We start from the raw sequence: 22,206 nt of genomic DNA on the forward strand, positions 1-22,206 counted from the left end.
GCGGGTTGCGGCACGTGCCCGCCGCGCCCATGCTCCGCGCATGCCACGACTCCGACTTCCGGGCGCCCTGCTCGCCCTGCTGCTCACGGGGGCCGGCTGTGCCGCGAGCCGCGCCGCCCGCCCCGTCTCCGAGGAGGACCGGGAGGGCTACGAGGCGCGCCTGCGAAAGGCCCAGGCCCTCCAGCGCGGGGCCCACCTGGACGCCTCGCGCGAGGAGCTGGAGTCCCTCGCACGCGACGTCGGAGAGCGGCTCGAGAAACACCCCCGGGACGTGGGGCTGCACACGGTGCTCGCGCGCGCCGCCCTCGCCCTGCACCAGCCCGACAGGGCCCGCGTGGAGACCGAGCGGGTGCTCGCGCTCGCGCCGGATCAAGCCGAGGCCCACTACCTCCAGGCCTTCCTCCTGGGCGGGGCCCGTCAGCCCGCCGCCGCCCTCGCCGAGGCCCGGAGCGCCACGCGGCTCGCCCCCCACCAGGGCCGCTACTGGCAACTGCTCGGCACGCTCCATTTGCAGTTGGAGCAGCCCACCGAGGCGCGCGCCGCCCTCACCCGGGCGCTCGAAGTGGAGCCGCGCGACGCCCAGGGCCACTTCCTGCTCGGCCTGCTGTCGCTCGAGGAGGGCAAGCCCGACGAGGCGCTCACCGCCCTCGAGCGGGCGCGCGAGCTGGAGCCGGACTACGTCATGGCCCACACCCATGCCGGACAACTCCTCCAGCAACGGGGCGAGTCCGCCGCCGCCCTGGCGTGCTTCCAGAAGGCCGCCACGCTGGAGCCCCGGAACTGGCGGACGCGGGAGTCGCTGGTGCAGGTGCACCAGGCGCTCGGGAACATGGCGCGGCGGGACGCCGAGCGAGAGGCCCTGCTCGAGCTGCATCAGGAGGGGCTCGTGGCGCAGGACTACTTCATCCGGGAGCGCTTTGGCGAGGGCGAGCACACCGTGGTGGTGGTGGAGGACTTCGAGCTGAAGGGAGACTGGGCGAAGCGCTACGAGTTCCAGGTGTACGCGCCCGGAGGCAAGCAGCCCGTGCGTGTCGTCTCCCTGGGCTCCTACGCCTTCACCAACGCCTTCGCCCACGAGCACGACCCCTCGCTCCCGCGCCTGTTCCACCTGGACGCCTACGCCCCGGACAACACCCACGAGACGTATGGCCTCTTCCAGGGCGAGCCCTCCTACGACGACACCCGGGCGAAGGTGCTGGCCATCCTGCGCGGAGAAGTCGAGCCCACGTCCTCGACGAAGCCCGGCGCGGGGTGAGCCCTCACGAGGCCAGGGCCGGGCGAGGCTCGGCGAGGCGCGCGTGCTGGGGCAGCAGCAGGGAGAAGGTAGTGCCCCGGCCCAGCTCGCTGTGCACCCGCAGCTCGCCGCCCATCTTCTCCACGAGCGCGTGGCTCACCGACAGCCCCAGCCCCGTGCCCGAGCCCGCCGGCTTGGTGGTGAAGAACGGATCGAAGATGCGCGGCAGCACCTCCGGGGCAATCCCGTGTCCGGTGTCCGAGATATCGACGCGCACACACTCGCCCTCGCGCACGGTGCGCACGCACAGCGTGTGCTGCCGCGGGCCGCCGGGCTGCATCGCCTGGATCGCGTTGATGATCAGGTTGAGGAACACCTGGCTCAACCGCCCTCCGCTGGCGAGCACCGGAGGCAGCTCCTCGTCGAGGCTCTTCTCCAGCCGGGCCGTGCTCTTGAGCTCGGGCGAGGCCATGCGCAGCGCGAAGTCGAGGCTCGCGTTGACGTCCACGGGCGAGAACGCCTCGTCGGAGGAATGGGAGAAGAAGCGCATGTCGCGCACGATGTCCCGGATGCGCTGACAACCCTCGATGGACTCGGCCAGCACCTCTCCAGCCTCGCCGAGCACCGACTGCAACTGCTCCGGAACGCCGGGCAGCTCCGCCAGCCGCCGCTCCAGATCCTCGCGCCAGCTGTGCAGGAAGTTCAGGTTGGAGAGCACGAAGGCCAGGGGGTTGTTGATCTCATGGGCGATGCCCGCGGCCAGGGCCCCCATGGACGCGAGCCGATCATTCTGCAGGCTCTGCCGCTCCAGGCGCCGCCGCTCGGTGAGATCATGCCCCACGAGCAGCAGCCGCCGCGCCGAGCCCACCTCCTGGAGCGAGGCGGCCACGTCCATCACCACGCGCTCCCCGCGATGCAAACGCAGCCCCAGGTTGTCCACGCGCGCCGAGCCGTGCGTGCGCACCTCGCGCAACGCCCGGAGCACCGTCTCGCGCTCGTCCGGCGCGACGAGCGTCTCGAAGGGCACACCCAGGAACCGGCCCGCCTCGCCCCCCAGCAGCCGCGCCGCCACCGGGTTGAGCTCCAACACGGCTCCCCCCTCGTCGAGCAGCAGCACCGCATCCCCCGAGGACTCGAGGAGCTGCTGGTTGCGCGCCTCGGTCTGCTTCACCTTCAGGCGCAGGCGCAAGAGCAGCTCCACCTGGCGCTTGAGCGCGAGCAGATCCCGGCGCTGCGTCTCGGTCAGCTTCCGGGGTACGGAATCCAGGACACACAGCGTGCCCAGGAGGAACCCGTCCTCGGACTGGAGGGGAGCCCCGGCGTAGAAGCGCAGGGAAGGCGCCCCCGTCACGAGCGGGTTGGTGGCGAAGCGCGCGTCCTCGCGGGCGTCCTCCACGACGAAGAGTTCCTCACGCTCGATGGCGAAGGTGCAGAAGGAGATACAGCGCTCCGTCTCCGACACTCCGGGCAGTCCCACGTTCGCCTTGAACCACTGCCGATCCCGATCCACCAGGCTCACCAGCGCCATGGGCACACCACACAGGCTCGCCGCGAGCTGCACGACGTCGTCGTACTCGCGCTCGGGGGGCGTATCCAGGATGGCGTGGCGATCAAGCGCCTCGATGCGCTTCTCTTCGTACAGAAGACCGGGGGAAAGCATGATCCCGATATGAGGAGTCTTCGCCCGGAACGACACCGGGCCCTTGCCTCGACTGTGTGGCGCCAGACAGAGCTGGCGCACCAGAGACTTCCCTTTGAAAATCACGGTATTCCTACACCTTGGCGGGTGTGGATGAACCCGCCACTTCCGACTCCATCACCCGACAACTCTCCGGTGCCCCCACCCCTCGGACGCGGGATCAGGACTCCTGGGAGTCGAAGCGGTGGTGGCGCGCCGTGTCGCGCATGAGCAGGTAGACCAGGAGCGAGCAGAAGATGCCGCCGGTCACGTACCAGTAGAACCAGGACTCGTGGCCCTGGAGCTTGAACCAGGTGCCCACGTACTCGGCCGTTCCGCCGAACACGGACACCGTCAGGGCATAGGGCAGCCCCACGCCCAGGGCGCGGATGCTCGCGGGGAACAGCTCCGCCTTCACCACGGCGTTGATGGAGGTGTAGCCCGAGACGATGACGAGCGCCGTCATCACCAGGAGGAAGGCGGTGAAGGAATCACGCGTGCTCGTGAGCGCGGTGAACAGGGGCACGGTGCACAACGTGCCCAGCAGACCAAAGCCCATGAGCACCGGCCGACGGCCCACCTTGTCGGACAGCAGGCCGAAGGCGGGCTGCAGGAGCATGTAGAGGAAGAGCGAGCCGGCGGAGATGAGCGTGGCGTCGTCGCGCGACAGGCCCACGGAGCTCACCAGGAACTTGGGCATGTAGACGGTGTACGTATAGAAGGCGAGCGTGCCGCCCAGGGTGAGCCCGATGACGAGGGCGATCTCCCGGGGATGGCGGGCGAGCTCGAGCATGGGCCGGTACTCCGTGCGCCTGGCGGCCACCACCTGGAAGGCCTCCGTCTCCACCATGTTGCGGCGCATGTAGAAGCCGAAGATGGCGAGCGCCGCGCCACACAGGAAGGGGATGCGCCAGCCCCAGGCCTCCAGCTCGGGCCCGGTGAGCACCAGACGCTGGAGCACCAGCAGCGTCAGCGTCGCGAGCAACTGGCCCATGATGAGCGTGACGTATTGGAAGGAGCTGTAGAAGCCGCGGTGGCGCGAGGTGGCCACCTCGCTGAGATAGGTGGCGCTGGTGCCGTACTCGCCTCCGAGCGACAACCCCTGGAGCAGCCGGGCCAGGACGAGCACGATTGGCGCCAGGATGCCCACCTGCTCATAGGTGGGGCACAGGGCGATGACGAGCGAGCCCAGACACATCAGGGACACGGAGAGTGTCAGCGCGGCGCGCCGCCCGCGCGAGTCGGCGTAGAGCCCCATCAACCAGCCGCCGATGGGACGGATGAGGAAGCCGAGCGCGAAGATGCCCGCCGCGTTGAGCTGCCGCACGAGCGGGTTGTCGCCGGGGAAGAACGACGGGGCGAAGTACAGCGAGAAGGCCGAGTAGATGTAGAAGTCGTACCACTCGATGAGGTTGCCGACCGAGCCGCCGAAGATGGACAGCAGGCGTTGGCGGACTCGGGGTGCGTCGGAGGAAGGGGTCGGGCTCACCGCATCGCTTCTATCCCATCATGGCGCCAGGACGATGCCCGTCGGCGAGGGCCGCTCGGCGGCCTGCCCTGAATATTCCGCGCCGCGCGGACGTCGGTCCCTCAACGTTTTCCCTCTTGAAGGAATACACAACATGGCTCGCATGGCGTCCAAGCGGTTCACCTTCTTCCTGGCGATGGCGGTGACGATGACCTTGTCCGGGTGCGTCGTCGAGGGCGGCGGTGGACACGGCCACGTGGACCCCCCGCCTCCTCCTGTTCCCTCGTACCCCGGCTGCCCCGCGCTCCTGGGTGGAGGCAACTCGGGCGTCATCTCGCTGTCCGACTGGCGGGGCGACTACGCCTCCCTCGAGTCATACATCGCCCCGGACTTCTTCATCCGGCACTACAACGGCCAGGGCGAGGCGTCGCTCATCTACTCGGAGCGGGACATGGACGACGCCACGTTCCGCATCGTCCCGGGCCTGGCGGACGACCGGTGCATCTCGTTCGAGGCCAGCAACTACCCCAGGCACTTCCTGCGGCACCGCGGCTCGGACATCTTCCTGGATCCGGACAACAACACCCTGGGATTCAGCGAGGACGCGACGTTCTGCCCGCGTCCCGGACTGGCGGCTTCGAACGAGCTGAGCTTCGAGAGCTGCAACGCCCCGGACTCGTACCTCAACATCGACGACTACGACGGGCGCACCTATGGGCTCTACCTCGACAATGAGTACAGTGCCGCATTCGAGGAGGACGCGACCTTCCTGATCCTGCCTCCCTGGTAGCCGCTTCGGGTTCACCCCGCCTTGAGGCCCGCCAGGAGTTCGGCGAGCCGTGCCGGCTGCGACGCGAAGGGCGAGTGGCTCGACTCCAGGGTCTTCTGCTCGAACTTGTTGGCGGGAGTGAAGGCATCCGCCTCGCGGATCATCAAATCCTGGAGGGCGGGCGCCGTGGCGCGGTCCTTGGTGCAACGGAGGTAGCTGCGCGGGATGCGGCCCCAGCGCTCGCGCGTCGCGATGACCTCGGACGTCCACAGGGCGACCGGGAGGTCTGGTGTGAGCATGAGCGCGAAGGGCAGGAACTGCTGGGTCTCCACGTCGTTGTAGTAGGTCCCGCGCAGCGCCTCGAGGTACGCGGCATCCCCGCGCGGATTGATGCGGGCCGCCCCCAGGGCCGCCGGGTTCCCCACGAAGAGCTTGTCTCCGTAGCCGGTCTTCGCCTCGGGCAGTTCCCCATAGGCGCTCGGCTTCTTCAGCCGCACGGGGCAATAGGCACTCAGATAGACCAGCCGGCCCACCAGCTCGGGGGCGAGCTCACCCGCCCGGGTAATCACCGCTCCGCCCATGCTGTGGCCGACGAGGATCGGCCGGCTCGCCCCCCGCAGCGTCTTGAGGGCGTCGACCACCGCCGAGGCGCACTCCTCGAGGCGGAGATCTCGCTGCGGCGAGGGCTCCTCGGCGAACTTGGCCCAGTCCCCCGCGAGGTACGAGGAGGGGAAGCGGGCATTGAGGCCGTGGCCCGGCAGATCGATCGACACCACGCGGTGGCCGAGGCCGGAGAGGTGCTGCGCGACACGTCCCCAGTGCAGGGAGTTGTGCCAGGCGCCGTGCACCAGGAGGAAGGTCTTGCTCTCCGCCCGGGGGGCCGCGTGGGCCTGGGGGCCGGGTCCAGAGAGGGACAGGGTGGCGGTGGTGAGCACGGTGCTCTTCAGGAGGTCTCTGCGGTTCATGTCATCCTCGTTTGGCGGAGGCGACCCTTCGCCAGGGGAGGCTGGCGGGGGCCGCGTGTGAGAGCGTTTCGATGAGCCGGGCACGACGGGCCTCTAGTTCGGCGATCTGACGCTCGATGTCGGCGAGCTTCTCCTGGTGCGCGGCGAGTGCGTCCGGGCAGATGGCGGTCGACTCGCTCCTGAACATGCACGGGGAGAAGGTGGCGATCTCCTCGAGGGAAAAACCCAGACGGATCATACGGGCGATGTGCTGGACCCGGAGCACGGCGTCGGGGCCGAACTCCCGGTAGCCATTGCTCCGGCGGCTCGAGACGAGCAGCCCCGCCTTCTCGTAATGGCGGATCGAGCGCGCGCTCGCGCCCGACAGTCTGGAAAGCTGTCCGATGTTCATTGCTGCCTCGATGAGAAAGACCGTAGCACCTGACACTGATGTCAAGGTCAAGCGCCCTCCGCAACCCCCATGCGCGAGGAACGGGAGGCGAATCCCCAGGCGTCGTCGGGCGCACTGAATGAAGACCCTCACACCTCACTGAACTTCGTGCCGGTGATCCCTTCCTTCTCCATTGCATGCTTGAGGTCTTCGGAGACCACGAGCACGGGCCACCCCCAGGTTCGAAAGAGACGGGCCCCGCTCACTCGACTGGGATCGATTCGCATGCGCTCGACGACGCGGTATTCGCCCACGCGCTCAGGTGCTCCATCCGCCTGCGTCCAGTGCTCAACGCGAAGGCATCGCGATTCGTCGATGCACTCCACCAATCGGGTGGCATTGAGCGCGAACCAGGGAGCGTCGTGAGACACCACCCGGACCGGAAAGAACTGCACTGCCTCCACACTCAAGCGTTCGAGGAGTTCCTTCAGTCTCTGACTCACCATGGGGATGCCAAGTGCTGCCTCGCTGAAGTCCAACGGATGTCCAGGAACGAGCTGGAGGCAACTCATCTTCTCCGCGAGTTCCAGGGACCTGCCCGCCAGGAACTGTTCGGGGTCTATTTTCTTGCCTTGCTCATCCACGGGGCCGTCGAGCAACCAGCGGCCTCGCGTCCCCATGTCATCACTCAATTGGAAATAGCGTCTCAAGCGAGTCTGACCCTTCTCATCACTTCGTAAGCAGGTTGTTCAGCAAAGAGCCCGGCGTACAAACCTCTTCTGCAATACGCCTGAGTTCAGCGGCAAGCCGTCCTCGGCACGCATCCTCATTCGGGCATCGCAGCAATGCAAAGCGCAGACGCCTATAGACCTCTTCGTGATACTCTTGTGGATGCGGTCCGTAGTGCCCCTTGAGCTGGACGATGTTCGCGGGATCGTCCAGGCTCATGCCAGCTTGTGCAAAGAGTCGTGCAAACAAAGGAGTCCAAGGTCCTCCTCTAGCTGCTGAGGTATCATTCTTGTCGGTGGCCAGGTGGTGCCGCGAGTAACCAGCTACACTCTGATTCCCATCGTTGCAGCCTGAGCCCAGGACCGAAGCCGCGGTTCCCACCGCTGCGCCTGCGATCACAAGCGTACCATCAGCTACTACATGGGCAGTGGCTGTGCCCTCAACGACGAGGTTCCCTACTGCCGCGTAGCGAGGAGGCGTCAGCAGAGCTCCCAATCCTCCCTCGGGTATATTGGGAAGTGCCCGGCCAATGCCCGCTCCAGCCACGATGACCAGAACCCGCAGAGCGGTGCCTCCCATGGCCCTGCCGAAACGTTCTGCTACGGCCTCCAACTCCGCCATCGTGACTGCCTCATCCACTTCCCGGTACAATCGTACACACGCCCGTGCCAGATGAGAGAGTTCCAGCAATCCTACCGCCAGCGCCAGACGAATCGTCAGTGCGGCAGCGAAGGTTTTGGAGAAGAAGGGTTCGGGGAGAACCCAAGCGGAGAAGTATACGAAAACCGAGAGGGTGACGCTGGTGAGGAAGGCAGGAGAGTTGAACAGCTCCATGGCGGCATCGCGGAGGCCCGGACCCATGTAGCGAGTCGACAACTTGAGGGCCATGTAGAGGCGACTGTTCTCCACGGTATCCGGCAGTGGCAGAAAGGACTCCCCTAAACGGGAGAGAAACTCCTGCCGCAGTTGTTGCTCCCTCGCCGATGGGGTGCCAGTGGATGCGATCCAGGGACCGGATGAGACCATGATACGGCGAAGCCGTGGCTGAAGCGCTGGCCGAAAGGCCCGTTGGAACTCGGCGAGTTCCGCGCGTGCGTCCTCCACCCTCAGCGTTTCCCAGACCAGGTCGGCGGGTAGTGGCTCGAAATCAAGCCGTAGCCGCCCTTCGGGGAGCTGAGTGACTTGCACGGGCCTGGACTGTGGCTGCCATCCATCACCTCCTGAGCGATTCTCCGGGAGAGTGGTACACGAGGAGACCAGAGGAAGGCTCAGGACCAAGACCACGCGGAGTAGGACGACGGGAGTTGTCCTCATGCTGGCAGAATCCCCGACACTCCGATGAAGGACTACCAGTTCCTCCTACGCTCACGGCCTCCTGCTCTTGGCTCGTCCCAACCGTGTTCCCTGGCTGACACGACCGAGCATCTTGCGATGGCCCGCGCAGCTGACCACGGGCTCCGCGCCTCAAATCCAGAAGGCGATGTTCCGCTCCTCGTCCGTGGGGCCCGCGCCCTCCCCGCCCTCGAGCAACCAGCGGCGATACGCCTCGATGTCCGCGTGGAGCAGATCCGCCTCGGTGCCGGAGAAGACGCCCCCTCCAGGCCCGTTGAGCAATCCCTCTCGCTGCACCTTCATCACCTCCACGTCCTGGCGAATCACCTGCGTGGTGTACCAGCGCACCAGCGGCTTGAGCGCCTGCCCCACGAGCGCACGCGGCAGGTCATACGGCAGCCGGTAGCTGATGGCCGTATATACGAGGCTATCGGTGGGACCAATGGGAGTGATTTGCGAGTTGATGGCGAACCCGCTGCGCTCCCCCCACATGTAATCCACCCGCGTGACGTTGGGCGCGAAGAAGTGGTCGGTGTGCACCATGGGCAGTCCCCCCGGATTGAACAGACGCCCGAGCCCCGTGACCGTGTCCTGCTCCTGCTTGTAGGTCACGAGCACGCTGCCCTCCGAGCGCTTCACCGTGGCGGGCACGCGCTTGCGCGCCTTGCGGCGGAACCACCCCTCGTGGACGAAGACCGTGTGCGGCACGTCCATGAAGTTCTCCACGAGGTTGGTCACCCCGTTGGGGAAGCGCGTCACCATGAAATAGACATTCCATTCGGGCTGGCCCCAGAACGGCACCCGGAAGGCGGGACGGCGCGCGCGCCGTGAATCGCCTCCCATGAAGACGAACACGAGCCCGTCCTGCTCCAGCGTGTCGAAGCGCCGCACCCGGCCCAGATCGCACGGGCGCACCTGGAGGCCCGCGCGCGCATGCCCCTGCGCGTCCAGCGACTCGCCACACTGCGACGGTCCGAGCGACGGAACCTCCACCACCGCCCCCGAGCCGTCATACACCCACCCGTGATACGGACAGCCCAGACGTCCCCCGAAGACAGCCCCCGCGGACAGACGCGCGTTGCGGTGCAGACACCGGTCGAGCAGCGCCACGGGCTGGCCCCGCTCGTCACGGAAGAGCACCACCCGCGTGCCGAAGAAGGTGCGCGCCAGCGGCTCGCGCGAGGTCAGCTCCGAGGACAGACACGCCACGTACCAGTAGTCCTTGAGCGCCCCACAGCGGGACAAGTCCGCCTCGGCCTCGAGGTCCACGGCGGGCGTGGTGACGAGCGCGAGCGGTGAAGCATCGGTGGGATTCCTCATGAAGACGTTCCTCGTTGCGAGAACCACGCGGTCCAGCCGGACCGGCGATGAAAGTCGGTGGGTTTGATGTCCCCGGCGCGCTGGCCCAGCGCGATGCAGCGGGCCTCATAGTGGCGCGCCCCCTCGGTGACGCGCAGGACGCGCACCGGCCCGAGCTGTCCCAGCTCGCGGGCATAGCGGTAGTGATAGCCCTCGCACAGGGCGTCCTCGATCGCCCGGGCACTCGCCTCCAGACGCGCCTCGGGCACGTCGGTGTCGACGAAGAGCCGGTACGCCGGAGGCGCCGGGGTCTCCCACTCGGGCGCCATCATGGCGAAGGACGGAGACTGACCGAGCACCCGGGACAGCATGGAGGACAGCACGGTGGAGACGCGGTGGGCGGAGAGCTTCTCTCCCACCAGATCGCTCACGGCATCGGCGCGGCCGAGAAAACGCAGACACGGGGTGGCGTGATGGAAGCCCTCGACCCGGACCAGGTCTCCCAGGTGGTAGCGCAGCAGCCCTCCGGACGTGGAGAGCAACACGGAATAGGTGCGCCCCGCCTCCAGCTCGTGGGCGAGCCGCGGCCGGGCCTCGGGGTGCTCGGGCTCGAGGAACTCGAAGAAGTGGCTGCGCACGGCGAGCACGGGCGCGGGGGCAGCGAAGAGGGGCAGCGTGACGACGCCCTCGGTGGCGAGCAATCCCTTTCCCTGGATCTCCACGCCCGGAAAACGCAGACGGACCGGCTCCACGGCATGCGCGGCCTGGGCATCCGTCCACATGCTCAACAATGACAGTCGCGGCCAGAGCGCGAGGCCTCTCAACCCCGAGCGCAAGGACTCCCGGAGCACCCGGGCCCGCCGGGGCTGGGGCGAGAAGCGCATCCGCGCGAGCACCGCCCCCACCTCTCCCCCACTCCCTCCCGGAGGCCTGCACATCCCGCGCTCCAGGTCATCCGCCAGCCGCTCTCCGTGCCGCTCCAGCGCGTCCATCAGCAGCGTGAGGAAGCTCGGGTTCCAGACGCTCACCAGGGCCAGGTCCTCCCGGGCCACGAGGAACCACAGCGTCACGTACCGGCAGGACTCCACATCGGGCAGATGGGCCACGGCGCCCGGCACGGCGAACACGCGCGTGAGCAACGGTTGCAGGAAGCGGGGGAAGTACGCGGAGTCCTCCACGCTGCCCACGGGAATGCCTCCCGGCGTGCGCCCCTGCTTGCGACCGATGGGCGAGATGGACCAGTAGCTCGGACCGGCGCGCAGCGCGGGGCGCGCGGTCAGCAGGTCGAACAACATGGGCGCGAGCGCATGGTGGAACTCGCCGAGCAACCCCTGGGTGACGGGGATGTACTTGGACGCTCCCGATGAGCCCCCGGAGGGCTCGAAACGCGACACCGGCGCACGCGTGAGGACCCGCGGCTCCCCGGCCTTGATCGCCTCGACGTCCGCGAGCACCGAATCCGGCGTGGACAGGGGCACGGCGTCCTGGAACTCGCGCGCGGTGCGCACGCGCGGGAAGCCCGGGAGCCGCGCGGCCTGCGTGGTGCCCTCGACGGCGCGCAGGACGCGGGACAGACACTCCGCCTGGGCCCGCTCGGGACGCGAGAGCGACTGGTGGAACCGGAGCGCCGACGGGGCCAGCGCCACCCGGAGGCCCGACAGCATCATGCCCTCGCCCTCACGCCCCGCTTCGAGCCCCGGCCCGTCCACAACCGCCACTGCTTGCGCAGGGCATCCACCAGCGCGCCCACCAGGTCCCTCGACCGCAGCTCGGCGAGGCAGACCAGCTCCTCGCCCTCGACGTGGCCCGGGTTGCGCCGCGCGAAGAAGGCGATGTCCGGATGGGCCGCCGCCTCCCGGTCGATGGGAGACACCCCCTCGCGGACCCGGTAGTGCGCGTCCGAGAAGCGCACCGTTCCCCGGGCCGGGTCGAACTGCTCACCGAACCAGCGCGTGGCCAGCGCGTTCAGGGACGCCAGCCGCTCGGCGGAAGGCTCCCAGTCGTGGCGCGGCAGGGTGCGCGGCAGGTGGTTCACCGCCAGCAGGTAGGTTTTGTAACCCGCGCTCAACAACAGCCACATCAAGGGCCGCCAGGGACGGCGCAGCTTGCGGTGGAGCAGCAGCCGCGTGAAGCGCATCTGCAACTCCTTCTGCCCCCAGTAGTCCGGGTGGATGACGGTGTCTCCGGAGAAGATGATCTCCGCCGTCCGGCCCTCCATCTCCTCCTCGGCGATGCGCACGGTGCTGAAGCCCACCAACTCCCCCGTGTGCCGCGCGTTCAGGAGGATGACGTATTGCTTGTCGTCCAGGTCGCGCGTGAAGCGCTCGGCGCTGACGCCCGCGTAACACGTCTGCATCAACGCGAGCATCTGCGCGCGCTGCGCTCCGGTGAGGGCTTCCCGGGCCACGGTGGCTCCCTTCAAGGCAGACAACATCTCTTCCCTCTCAATGACTGTCCCGCGCGTCCGCGGTGACGGCGGGCTGGTGGATGACGTGGTAGCGATCCACGTCGAGCTGCACGGATTGCGTCTGTCCGCCGTACCAGTGAAGGGTCGCCGTCACGGGGCCCGTGTGGCTTCCCACCCCGAAGTGCAGCCGGGGATCCGCCGAGGCGCCCAGGCCGCCCATCAACCCCACCTCTTGCACCTGCTCCACGTGCCGGCCGCCCTCGTCATAGGACACGACGACCCGCGTGCCCACGGCGCTCCGGGAGGTGTGTCGGCCCTCGCCCACCAGGGACAGCCCCACGAAGTGCGCCTTGTCCCGGCCCTCGCCCTCGCGCAGGGTGTTGCGGTAGGCGGACACGGGCCCGTGTTGATTGGTGATGAGCGCGTCCAGGTCGCCATCGTTGTCCAGGTCCGCGAGCAACACGCCGCGCGAGTTGTCCGGATCCTCCAGGCCCAGTTCCTTCGCCACGTCCACGAAGTGGCCGGGCTTGTCGTCCCCGAGGTTGAGGTACGCCCGCCGCGCCTCGTTCGGGTAGACGGTGCGCCCGCGGATGTCCCCCCACTTGTCCGCGTACGTGTGCACCTCGGGACCGGACTGCATCAGCTTGTGATTGATGTACCAGTAATCCTTGCGGCCCGAGTCGATGAGGTGATCCAACCGGTCATCGATGTGGCCATTGGCCTGCACGATGTCTGGCCAACCATCGTTGTCGAGATCCCCCGCCGCCGCGCCCCAGCCGAAGCGCCGCTCGTTGAGCGCGCCCCGGAAGGTGGCCTCGTCCTTGAACGTGGGAACGAACGGCTCCTGCCCCGGGGACACCATCCACAGCAGACTGCCCTCGGCCTGAAGGGAGTGGTGCACGTTGGACACATAGACATCCAACCAGCCATTGCGGTCGAAGTCCGCCACGGAGGCGTTCATGCCCTTGTAGGTGTCCTTGCCGATGTCTCCGAACAGCGAACCCCGGATGCGGCGGAAGTGCTTGCCCTGCTCGTTGAGGTAGATCTCGTCCGGACCGAAGTCATTGGCGATGTAGAGATCCGTCCAGCCATCCTGGTTCAGGTCCACGGTGCTGACGGCGAGCGACCAGCGCGTCTCCTTGAAGCCAATCGCGGCGGAATCCACCTTCTCGAAGGTGCCGTCGCCCCGGCCGCGATAGAGCGCGTTGAGCCCGCCGTTGTCGGCGTCATGCCAGCCATTGTGCATGAAGCGGAGCATGCGCCGGTCTCCGGGGTACTCGGGCGCGGGCAGGTGGAAGAAGTTGAAGGGCGTGGGCGTGGCGTAGTCCGGCAGGTGCGTGGTGAGCGCGTTGGCCACGAAGAAGTCCAGGTGTCCATCCCGGTCGAAGTCGAGCATCGTCACGGCGAGGCTCACCGAGTGGTCGCCCACGCCCGCGTGCGTGGTGACGTCCTCGAAGGTGGCGCTGCCCGTCTCGCGCAGCAGGTTGCGCAAGAGCCGAGAGGGCCCGAAGGCCACGGCGATGGCCAGGTCCTGGTCCCCATCCCCGTCGTAGTCCACGAAGGTGCCCCCGGCGGCCGCGCCATCGGTGGTGTAGTTCGCGGCGATGCGCTCCAGGGCGGGCACCTTCACGCGCTCGAAGCGCAGGTCGCCCACGTTGCGGAAGAGCGCCGCGCGATCCCCGTCCGACTTGAGCGCGTTGGACAGGAACACATCCAACCGCCCATCCCCGTCGAAGTCGCCCGTGGCCACCGCGTCGCCCACGCTCAGCACCCACTTGGACACGTGCAGCACGCGTGGATCCGCGTGCGTCAACACATCCCCCATGGTGGAGCCCAGCCCGGTGTGCGCGGCCTCCAGGCGCTCCATGTGGAAGGGCAGCGGCCGCACGCTCGCGGAGGGCGCGATGACGAGGAAGTACCCCGCCGCCAGCGCGAGCCCCAGTCCGCCCACCGCGCCGAAGCGCTGGAGGGGCTCGCGGGAGAACAGGCCCGAGGCGTAGGCGCGAGGCCCCTGGCGCCACAGCTCGCGGCCATGCAGGAAGAGGAAGCGCGCGGTGGCGCAGGTGAGCGCCGCGTAGAAGAAGGTGAAGACGCTCTCCTTGAGGTGGAGCAGCAGGTCCACGAAGGTGAGGGCGAAGGCGAGGATGATCTGATCCCGGGGCCGCTTCGGGGACGTGCCGGGATCGGTGATCATGTAGAAGGTGAAGATGAAGAAGGGGGGCGCGCCGAGCGTGCCCAGGAAGAGCACCTCGGGGGGCAGGTGGTGGCGAAGGATATAGGCGCGCAGGGCCGTCTGCAGCGCGTAGAAGAAGAGGAAGCTCACCACGAGCCACCCGCGGCCCACGCGGAAGAAGAAGAGCACCAGCGCCGCCATGATGATGAAGGCGCTCAGGGCGACTTCCCCGTTGGCCCACTGATAGGCGGGCGCGGCGGTGATGAGCTCGCGGGTGAAGAGCAGCGAGGTGGCCACGCCGAACATGGACGGGTTGAAGACGTGGCGCCCCTGGAAGGTGAGCACGTACTTCGAGCCGATGGTGAGCCACACCGGCAGGAGCAGCATCCAGCTCGAGTGCGAGTAGTTGAGCAGCAGCGCCAGCGAGCAGCAGGAGATGTAGCCGCTCAGGGGCACCACCTTGCGCCGGTACAGCAGCCAGGTGAGCCCCGCGTCCAGCGCACTGCCGCTCACGACGATGGCCGCCATCTGCGCCGGGCTGCGGTTGAAGCCGAAGAAGGAGAAGCCCAGCACCCCGTAGAGGGTGAGGATGGCCGCGAAGGGAATGCGCGGATCGCTCCAGGTGGGCCAGACCCACCCCCAGCGGACGGACTGGGGACGCGGGGGCATGGGCACGGCGGGTGCCATGGACGGCTGTGCTGTCATGGAAAGGGCGCCTCCGATGCGCGCGCGGAGCCTGCCGTGCCCTCGCGCTCCTGTCCAGGACACGCGCCCGGGCCTGCCTTTCGGGCTACCGTGCGAGAACGACATGCTCGCCCCCGTCACCCGTGTCCTCATTCTCCTGCTGTTGAGCCTATGCGGGGGACTCGGTGTCCTCTTCTGGCGCCGGCAGAACGTGCGCGCGGCCAAGGGCGGCCGCATCTCCCCGCCCAAGATGGCGTGGCTGCTCTACGCCATCTTCCTCTGGTTCTTCCTCTGTCCGCTCGCGGCGCTCGACCCGGGGGTGCCCCCGCGGCTGCGGCTCGTGCTCGGCGGCTTCGGCGCCTTCATGTGGCTGCGCGGGCTCGCGGAGCTGTACATGCTCTACGTCAGCCACAACTGGCGGCCCCCCTATGGCATCGCCCATGACGTGCTGAGCCTCGTCCTCGTGCTCGGCGGCCTCGGCGCCCACCTGCTGTCGCCTCCCCGGCCTCCCTCGCCCCTGGACACCTGGGCGGTGTGCCTCGTCGTGCTCGTCGCGGTGAGTCTCGTCATCGAGGTGCTCTACGCCGCGCTCTTCTTCCAGGCCGTGGAGGGGCGCACCATGGGCGAGGAGGGCATCTGGTTCGCCGACGAGGAGCAGGCCCGCTTCCGGCGCATCAACCGCATCACGCTCGCTTGCAACATCCCCCTGTACCTTCTCCTGGGGGGGCTGCTCGCCGTGGCGCTGGGCTTTGGACTATAGAGTCCGTGCCCACGTCACCCGCTTCACGGGGGGAAACACACTCATGAACATCAAGACACTCGCGTCCGCCGCCACCCTGTTGTGCACCCTGGCCCCGCTGACCCTCGCCTCGGCGCAGTCCGGCACTTCGACCTACGTATTCGAGACCGTGGACAGCATCGAAGCCGATGTCGGGGTGAGCACATTCAAGCTCACCGGCATCATCCGGGGTGAAGCCACTCCACGGACCATCTCGTTCGACACCTGGATGAGTTCGGGCAATGACCAACTGGCAGCGCTCCTCCGTTCCTGCGAACGCTTCGCGTTGATCTCCATGAACAAGCCGGGCCAGTACCATCTCGAGGTGCGGCACGATCCGTACAGCTCTTTCACCCTCCTGGGCTGCAAGCTCACCCGTCGCTAATCCCTCTCCACCCCGAAGACAGACAGAGGGCGGACAGATGACACGACGGATGGGATGGGCGCTCGCGCTGGCGCTGATGGGCGCGCAGCTCGGCTGTGGCTCGGACAGCGACGGCGATGGAATCCACGACGGCGCGGACTGTGCCCCGGACTCGGACTCCAGTTGGAAGCAACTGACGATGTATGACGACGCCGATGGGGACAAGTATGGGAGTGGCGAGCCCCGCATGATCTGCATCGGGAAGACCCTGCCCCCGGGGCTCTCCACCCAGGGCGGCGATTGCGCGCCCGAGGACGCGACTCGGTGGATGTCCCTGACGGGCAAGGGCTACTACGCCGACGCCGACGGCGACGGGAAGGCGGTCCACGCACCGTCGAGTGACTGCGTGGGCGCCAACACCACCGGCTACCTCCGGGTCCAGGGCACGGACTGCGACGACGCGGATCCCAAGGTCTGGACCTCGCGCTCCCTGTACGCGGACGAGGACGGAGATGGTGTCGCGGAGGGAGAGGCCTCGCTCCACTGTATCGGGAGCAGCGTGCCGCCGGGTATGTCCGAGACGGCCTCGGATTGCGCGCCCGGGGACTCCACCCGCTACCGCACCTGGAACCACGTGGGCCGGGACGAGGATGGAGATGGGTTCTTCGTGTCCGCCCCGGGCACCCTGTGCATCGGCGAGGCGCCTCCCGCGGGCTACACCTCCTCCACCCTGACCCGCCTGGATTGTGACGACACCCGCGCGGACGTGTGGACCCCCCTCGTCCAATACCTCGACTCCGACGGAGACCAGGTGGGGAGCGGCCCCGCGGAGACCTTGTGCTCCGGCGAAGGCGTCCGGCCCGGCTACTCCCTCGGGGCAGGCGACTGCGCACCTGACGACAACACCCGCTGGATGTTGCACTCCTACCTCTGGCGCGACGCGGATGGGGACGGCGCCACCGTGTCCCAGACGGGACAGGTCTGCGGTGGATTCCAGATACCGGCCGGCTTCTCCATGACGCCGGGGACCCACCTCGACTGTGATGACACCCGCGCCGAGGTAAGTGTCACCTGGAGTGTCTTTCCGGATGCGGACCAGGACGGAGTGGGCGCCGGTGCACAGCGGACGATCTGCGCGGGCACGACCCGTCCCGCCGGCTACGCGGACACGGGCACGGACTGCGCTCCCGATGACGCCCTGCGCTGGCGCACCTTCACCCCCAGGTTCCGCGACACGGATGGGGATGGTTTCACCGTGGCGCCCGGCGGCCCTGTCTGCCTGGGTGCGTCCACCCAGGGCTATCCGGACACCAGCCGGGGCACCGACTGCGATGACACCCGGGCGGAGGTGTACCAATCACTCCAGGTCCACGTGGACATGGACGGAGATGGCGTGGGCTCGGGCCCCGCGCTGACGCTGTGCACCAATGGCTCGCCCCCCGCGGGCCACTCGCTCCAGGGCACCGACTGCGCTCCCGATGACGCCTCGCGCTGGCGGCTGCACGCCTTCAAGTACGTGGACGCCGATGGGGACGGCCACACCCTGCCCTCCACCGGCCAGGTCTGCGCCGCCGCCACCCTCCCCCCGCCCTACACTCCCTCGGCCTCCGGCAACGACTGCGACGACGCCGACCCCGCCCGCTTCCTCTGGCGCGTCCTCTACCCGGACCGGGATGGCGATGGCGTGGGCACGCCGCCCCGCGTCGTGCTGTGCCTGGACGACGCTCCCCCCCCGCCCGGCTACTCCATCTACGGCTTCGACCCGGACGACTCCGACCCGGCCTCGCGCGACCCGGCCGATGAGTCCGAGTTGGATGAGTTTCTCTTCACGCAATGAGAAAAGGAACACATCGAGAATTTGGGAAATCTTGACTTGGCCGACATATTTCCCAGAGTGAAAATATCTGCTAATACCTCCCACCGAGAATACATGTGTTGTGGGAGGCCCCTTCAGGACAAGCATTGAAGAAACGGGCCGCCCACGTGACTCCGGGGGAAAGGTTCGGGCCCTCGGGCCCGCGTCCCAGCCTCCGAGGTCACGGTCATGTCTCCCCCCTCACACCGGAGTCAGGACGGATGACGAAGGCCTCTTTCCTCAAGTTCCACGTAACGCCCACGGTACTGCTCGGCCTCAGCCTGCTGGCAGCGCCCTGTGCGGAGGCCGCCAAGGTTCTGGAGCCGCGGCTGTCCACGGTGAAGCCCACCACTCCCGAGCTGGACGAGGAGACACCGGTCCAGCGCCTGGTCGTGAAGTTCCACGAGGGGACGCGGGTGCGCCTGCGCGGCGGGGTGATGCAGATCCTCAGCGAGGAGCGCGACGCGGACGAGCGCGGTCGCATGCAGCGCCACCACGTCACCGACGTGCGGCTGAACACGGACGTCTCCGAGCTACAGCGCATGGTGCAGAACAAGGCCCGCGGGCGCCGGCCCGAGCGGCTGTTCCGCGAGCCCGAGTCCACCCTGGCCGCGCGCAAGCACCTGGCCGAGGAGCTCAGTGGCAAGGAGATGGCGGACCTGGACCTCTATTACGAGCTGCCGCTGGAGCCCGGCATGCAGGCGGCCGACGTGAACGAGCTGGTCATGCAGCTCAACGCGCTGGACAGCGTGGAGATCGCCTACGCCGAGCCCGTGTCGTGGACGGCCAGTGTGTCGGCGTGGGACGCGCGCGGCAACGCCACCGCGAGCTATGAGCTGAAGCAGGGCTACCTGGACGCGGCGCCCGTGGGCATCGACGCGCGCTACGCCTGGTCGGTGCCCGGCGGCCGGGGCCAGGGCGTGCGGCTCATCGACGTGGAGGGCGCCTGGAACAGTCGGCACGAGGATCTGCCGGCCTTCTTCTACTGGGGCGGCGAGCAGTTGCAGGGCGTGGACTGGCGCGACCACGGCACCGCGGTGATGGGGGTGATGGTGGGCCAGGACAATGGGTATGGCATCACCGGCATCGCGAACGGGGCCATGGCGGGACGCCAGGGCATCGCCACCCAGAGCATGGCGAGCGCCATCCAGCACGCGGCGCGCGCCGCGGGCCGGGGCGGCGTGGTCCTGGTGGAGTTGCAGGCCCCGGGCCCCAAGACCCAGAAGGGCTGCGCCTGCAATCTCAGCCAGTGCAACTACGTGCCCCTGGAGTACTGGCGGGCCAACTTCGACGCCATCGCGCAGGCCACCGCCCACGGCGTACACGTGGTGGAGGCGGCCGGCAATGGCGGCGCGGACCTGGATGATGCCGCCTACCATGGCGCCTTCGACCGGGCGGTGCGCGACTCGGGCGCCATCCTCGTGGGCGCCAGCTCCGCCACCGGCCACGTCCCCATGTGCTGGACCAACCACGGCTCGCGCGTGGACGTGCACAGCTGGGGCGAGAAGGTCGTCACCCTGGGCTTTGGCGACCTGAGCGGCCTGGGCGAGAACCGGGGCTACACGGACTCCTTCAATGGCACCTCGAGCGCGGCCCCCATCGTGGCCGGAGCGGTGGCCGCCCTCCAGGGCGCCGCGTTCGCCGCGGGCAAGGGCCCCGTGCCTCCCCGCGAGATGCGCGCGCTGCTGCGCACCACCGGCACGCCCCAGGCGCCCTCCTCCAAGCACATCGGCCCCCAGCCCAACCTGCGCCGGGCCCTCCAGCAGGTGCTCGCGCGCTGAGCGCGGGCTAGCGGCGGCGCTTGCCTCCTCCCAGGGCGAGGAGCAACACGCCGCCCACCACTCCAGCTCCACCGATGGCCAGGTCGCGCTGGGTGCTCTCGGTGTAGCGCCCGGTGAGCTTCTGCGCGGCGCGCTCCACCATGGAGTCGGTGGCGCGCCAGGCACTCACCAGGAACACGGTGCCAGCGACAAGGAGCATGATTCCCAGGATGCGGACAATCCCCACGGCGTGAGTCCTCTCGGCTTTGGGTGCGACGGGCCGGGACCGCCCGGCACCGCGCGACATTAGCCCGCAACCCCCCCGGGAGTGTCCAGAACTCCACGAACCCGGGGGGGTTCGGGCACCTTCGGACAGTCGCGGTGGAAAGCACGTCTGAGTACATCTTGACCCATTAGTGTGGGACGGGCGAGAGGAGCGGGCAGCGTGAGTGACATCAAGCCAACCGAGGAGCCCGTGCGCCGCGTGGTGACCGGTTCGTCCGGACTGGACGCGCTGCTCAACGGCGGCTGGGTCCACGGGGGAACCTACATGGTCTCGGGAGCCCCGGGGACGGGGAAGACCGTGCTGGGCAACCAGCTGTGCTTCTCGCACGTGGCCGGCGGCGGGCGCGCCGTCTTCATCACCATGCTCTCCGAGTCGCACGAGCGGATGATGACGCACCTGCGCGGCATGCGCTTCTTCCGGCGCGAGGTGATTGGCCAGTTTCTGCACTACGTGAGCGCCTACGCCACGCTCAAGGCCGAGGGGCTCGAGGGGCTGTCGCGGCTGCTCTACCGCGCGGTGCGCGAGCACCAGGCGACGGTGCTGGTGGTGGATGGGCTCTTGGCGGCGCAGGAGAGCGCCGGCTCGGTGCTCGTCTTCCGCGAGTTCCTCCACGCCCTGGGGGTGCACAACGCGATGGCCGGCTGCACCACGCTGGTGCTCACCAACCGCCAGGAGAACGCGGCGGACCCTCAATTCGCCATGGTGGATGGGGTGCTCGTGCTGGAGATGCACCTGGAGGGCCTGCGCTCCGTGCGCACGCTGGAGGTGACGAAGCTGCGCGGCGAGCCGCAACTCACCGGCCGGCACGTCTTCGAGATCAACGCCGAGGGGCTCGTGGTGTACCCGCGCCTGGAGGCGTTCGTTCCGCCCCCGCGCGAGGAGCCAGCGGCCTCCGCGCGGCGGCTGGGCTTCGGGGTGCCGAGCCTGGACGAGATGCTCTCGGGCGGCGTGCCGGAGCGCTCCTCCTCGCTGCTGTCCGGAGCACCCGGCAGTGGCAAGACGCTCTTGGGGATGCACTTCCTGGCGGAGGGGGTGCGGCGAGGAGAGAAGGGCCTGTACTTCGGCTTCGGAGAGACGCGCGACCGGCTGCTCGCGAAGGCCCAGGGCGTGGGCCTGAAGCTGGCCCCGGCGCTGGCGTCGGGCGGGCTGGTGGTGGAGTCACGCAGCCCGGTGGAGTGCCTGCCCGATGCCCGGGCGCACGAGCTGCTCGCGCTCGTGGAGCGCCACCAGGCGCGCCGGCTCGTGCTGGATGGCCTGGAACTGCTCCCGCATATGATGGACCCGCGGCGCACGCTCGGCTTCGTCACCGCGCTGCTCAACGCGCTGCGCGCGCGCGGCGTCACCCCGCTGCTGCTCCAGCGCACGCCCCTGCTCTTCGGGCCGCGCGAGGAAGGGCCGTTGCAGGGATTGGAAGCACTCATCGACAACATCGTCTTCCTCCGCTATGTGGAGCTGCGCTCGCGGCTGTACCGGATGCTCTCCATCTTCAAGATGAGCGAGAGCCCCTACGAGTCCACGTCGCGTGAGTTCTCCCTCTCCTCGCGGGGTATCGACGTGGCGGACAGCTCCGAGAGCGCCGAGAACATCCTCCAGGGCCGGCACCGGCCGCGGGCCGCCAAGCGCCCCTCCACCCGGAGCAAGGCCGCGCCCCGGCGGCCCCTCAAGCGCGGAGGTCGCGCATGAGCAAGCTGCTCATCGTGGACGACGAGGTGGCCATCCTCGAGGCCCTCACCGACATCCTCTCCGTGGAGGGCTACGAGGTCTCCACCGCCGCCAACGGCGCCGAGGGGCTGCAGCAGGTGGGCCGCGACCGGCCGGACCTCATCCTCCTGGACTTGATGATGCCGGTGATGGACGGCCAGGAGATGCTGCGCCGGCTCAAGGACGACCCGTCCCTGCGCTCCATCCCCGTGGTGGTGATGAGCGCCGGGCGGGTGACGAAGGCGGAGCTGCAGGGCAGCCGCTTCCTCGCCAAGCCCTTCGAGCTGGATGACCTGCTGGACACCGTCACCGCGGAGCTGAACAAGAAGGCGTGACGCGGGCGGGGGCGCCGGG

Annotated in this window: 19 protein-coding genes; 8 read left to right on the forward strand and 11 right to left on the reverse strand. The window is 68.4% G+C overall.

Annotated features, from left to right (window positions below; genetic code table 11):
• Nucleotides 1-40 precede the first annotated feature (40 nt).
• The gene (locus D187_RS26170) at nucleotides 41-1,255 is read left to right on the forward strand and encodes a tetratricopeptide repeat protein (RefSeq protein ID WP_002629349.1); all 1,215 of its coding nucleotides are present in this window, start codon (nucleotides 41-43) and stop codon (nucleotides 1,253-1,255) included.
• Nucleotides 1,256-1,259: 4 nt separating this feature from the next.
• Here D187_RS26170 and D187_RS26175 read toward each other — a convergent pair whose 3' ends face one another.
• Both D187_RS26175 and D187_RS26180 read right to left on the reverse strand, forming a co-directional pair.
• The gene (locus tag D187_RS26175; RefSeq protein ID WP_043431563.1) at nucleotides 1,260-2,894 is read right to left on the reverse strand and encodes a sensor histidine kinase; all 1,635 of its coding nucleotides are present in this window, start codon (nucleotides 2,892-2,894) and stop codon (nucleotides 1,260-1,262) included.
• Between the two features lie 199 nt (nucleotides 2,895-3,093).
• On the reverse strand, nucleotides 3,094-4,401 hold the full coding sequence (locus D187_RS26180; RefSeq protein ID WP_002629352.1) for an MFS transporter: 1,308 nt from the start codon (nucleotides 4,399-4,401) through the stop codon (nucleotides 3,094-3,096).
• Nucleotides 4,402-4,534: 133 nt separating this feature from the next.
• Between D187_RS26180 and D187_RS26185 the strand changes: the two genes are divergently transcribed.
• Nucleotides 4,535-5,170 (forward strand): AbfB domain-containing protein, encoded by a 636-nt coding sequence (locus D187_RS26185; protein ID WP_002629353.1) that lies wholly within the window; start codon nucleotides 4,535-4,537, stop codon nucleotides 5,168-5,170.
• A gap of 11 nt (nucleotides 5,171-5,181) precedes the next feature.
• Here D187_RS26185 and D187_RS26190 read toward each other — a convergent pair whose 3' ends face one another.
• From D187_RS26190 to D187_RS26220, 8 genes are all read right to left on the reverse strand, one after another.
• The gene (locus D187_RS26190; protein WP_002629354.1) at nucleotides 5,182-6,114 is read right to left on the reverse strand and encodes an alpha/beta fold hydrolase; all 933 of its coding nucleotides are present in this window, start codon (nucleotides 6,112-6,114) and stop codon (nucleotides 5,182-5,184) included.
• Between the two features lies 1 nt (nucleotide 6,115).
• Nucleotides 6,116-6,505 (reverse strand): MerR family transcriptional regulator, encoded by a 390-nt coding sequence (locus tag D187_RS26195; RefSeq protein WP_002629355.1) that lies wholly within the window; start codon nucleotides 6,503-6,505, stop codon nucleotides 6,116-6,118.
• A gap of 128 nt (nucleotides 6,506-6,633) precedes the next feature.
• The gene (locus D187_RS26200; protein ID WP_245591829.1) at nucleotides 6,634-7,194 is read right to left on the reverse strand and encodes an imm11 family protein; all 561 of its coding nucleotides are present in this window, start codon (nucleotides 7,192-7,194) and stop codon (nucleotides 6,634-6,636) included.
• Between the two features lie 19 nt (nucleotides 7,195-7,213).
• Nucleotides 7,214-8,527, reverse strand: a complete 1,314-nt coding sequence (locus tag D187_RS52680) for an AHH domain-containing protein (protein ID WP_076606230.1) — start codon at nucleotides 8,525-8,527, stop codon at nucleotides 7,214-7,216.
• A gap of 150 nt (nucleotides 8,528-8,677) precedes the next feature.
• Nucleotides 8,678-9,865 (reverse strand): Rieske 2Fe-2S domain-containing protein, encoded by a 1,188-nt coding sequence (locus D187_RS26205; protein ID WP_002629357.1) that lies wholly within the window; start codon nucleotides 9,863-9,865, stop codon nucleotides 8,678-8,680.
• Nucleotides 9,862-11,511: a GH3 auxin-responsive promoter family protein gene (locus D187_RS26210; RefSeq protein ID WP_002629358.1), complete on the reverse strand. Its 1,650-nt coding sequence runs from the start codon at nucleotides 11,509-11,511 to the stop codon at nucleotides 9,862-9,864. Before D187_RS26210 ends, D187_RS26205 begins: the two co-directional genes overlap by 4 nt.
• Nucleotides 11,508-12,278 (reverse strand): hypothetical protein, encoded by a 771-nt coding sequence (locus D187_RS26215; RefSeq protein ID WP_002629359.1) that lies wholly within the window; start codon nucleotides 12,276-12,278, stop codon nucleotides 11,508-11,510. Before D187_RS26215 ends, D187_RS26210 begins: the two co-directional genes overlap by 4 nt.
• 10 nt (nucleotides 12,279-12,288) lie before the next feature.
• Nucleotides 12,289-15,129 (reverse strand): FG-GAP-like repeat-containing protein, encoded by a 2,841-nt coding sequence (locus D187_RS26220; protein WP_002629360.1) that lies wholly within the window; start codon nucleotides 15,127-15,129, stop codon nucleotides 12,289-12,291.
• A gap of 103 nt (nucleotides 15,130-15,232) precedes the next feature.
• On the opposite strand from D187_RS26220, the gene D187_RS26225 reads away from it, so the two are divergent.
• The 4 genes from D187_RS26225 to D187_RS26240 all read left to right on the forward strand — a co-directional run bounded on the left by D187_RS26225 (nucleotide 15,233) and on the right by D187_RS26240 (nucleotide 19,886).
• A complete protein-coding gene (locus D187_RS26225; RefSeq protein ID WP_002629361.1) occupies nucleotides 15,233-15,868 on the forward strand; it encodes a hypothetical protein in 636 nt (211 codons plus the stop codon).
• Nucleotides 15,869-15,911: 43 nt separating this feature from the next.
• The gene (locus D187_RS26230; RefSeq protein WP_002629362.1) at nucleotides 15,912-16,271 is read left to right on the forward strand and encodes a hypothetical protein; all 360 of its coding nucleotides are present in this window, start codon (nucleotides 15,912-15,914) and stop codon (nucleotides 16,269-16,271) included.
• A 37-nt stretch (nucleotides 16,272-16,308) separates the two neighbouring features.
• Entirely contained in the window at nucleotides 16,309-18,087 is a 1,779-nt protein-coding gene (locus tag D187_RS26235; RefSeq protein ID WP_043431565.1) for a hypothetical protein, read from the forward strand.
• 239 nt (nucleotides 18,088-18,326) lie between these two features.
• Entirely contained in the window at nucleotides 18,327-19,886 is a 1,560-nt protein-coding gene (locus D187_RS26240) for a S8 family peptidase (protein ID WP_002629364.1), read from the forward strand.
• Between the two features lie 7 nt (nucleotides 19,887-19,893).
• Here the strand turns inward: D187_RS26240 and D187_RS26245 are convergent, their stop codons facing one another.
• The gene (locus D187_RS26245) at nucleotides 19,894-20,112 is read right to left on the reverse strand and encodes a DUF3185 family protein (protein WP_002629365.1); all 219 of its coding nucleotides are present in this window, start codon (nucleotides 20,110-20,112) and stop codon (nucleotides 19,894-19,896) included.
• 198 nt (nucleotides 20,113-20,310) lie between these two features.
• Here D187_RS26245 and D187_RS26250 point away from each other — a divergent pair, with 198 nt between their 5' ends.
• Both D187_RS26250 and D187_RS26255 read left to right on the forward strand, forming a co-directional pair.
• Entirely contained in the window at nucleotides 20,311-21,834 is a 1,524-nt protein-coding gene (locus D187_RS26250; protein WP_002629366.1) for an ATPase domain-containing protein, read from the forward strand.
• Nucleotides 21,831-22,187, forward strand: coding sequence for a response regulator (locus D187_RS26255; protein ID WP_002629367.1), 357 nt, complete (start codon nucleotides 21,831-21,833; stop codon nucleotides 22,185-22,187). The genes D187_RS26250 and D187_RS26255 overlap by 4 nt, the downstream gene beginning before the upstream one ends.
• Nucleotides 22,188-22,206: the final 19 nt, after the last annotated feature.

Source organism: Cystobacter fuscus DSM 2262 (genome assembly GCF_000335475.2).
In the GTDB taxonomy this organism is placed as follows: Bacteria; Myxococcota; Myxococcia; order Myxococcales; family Myxococcaceae; genus Cystobacter; species Cystobacter fuscus.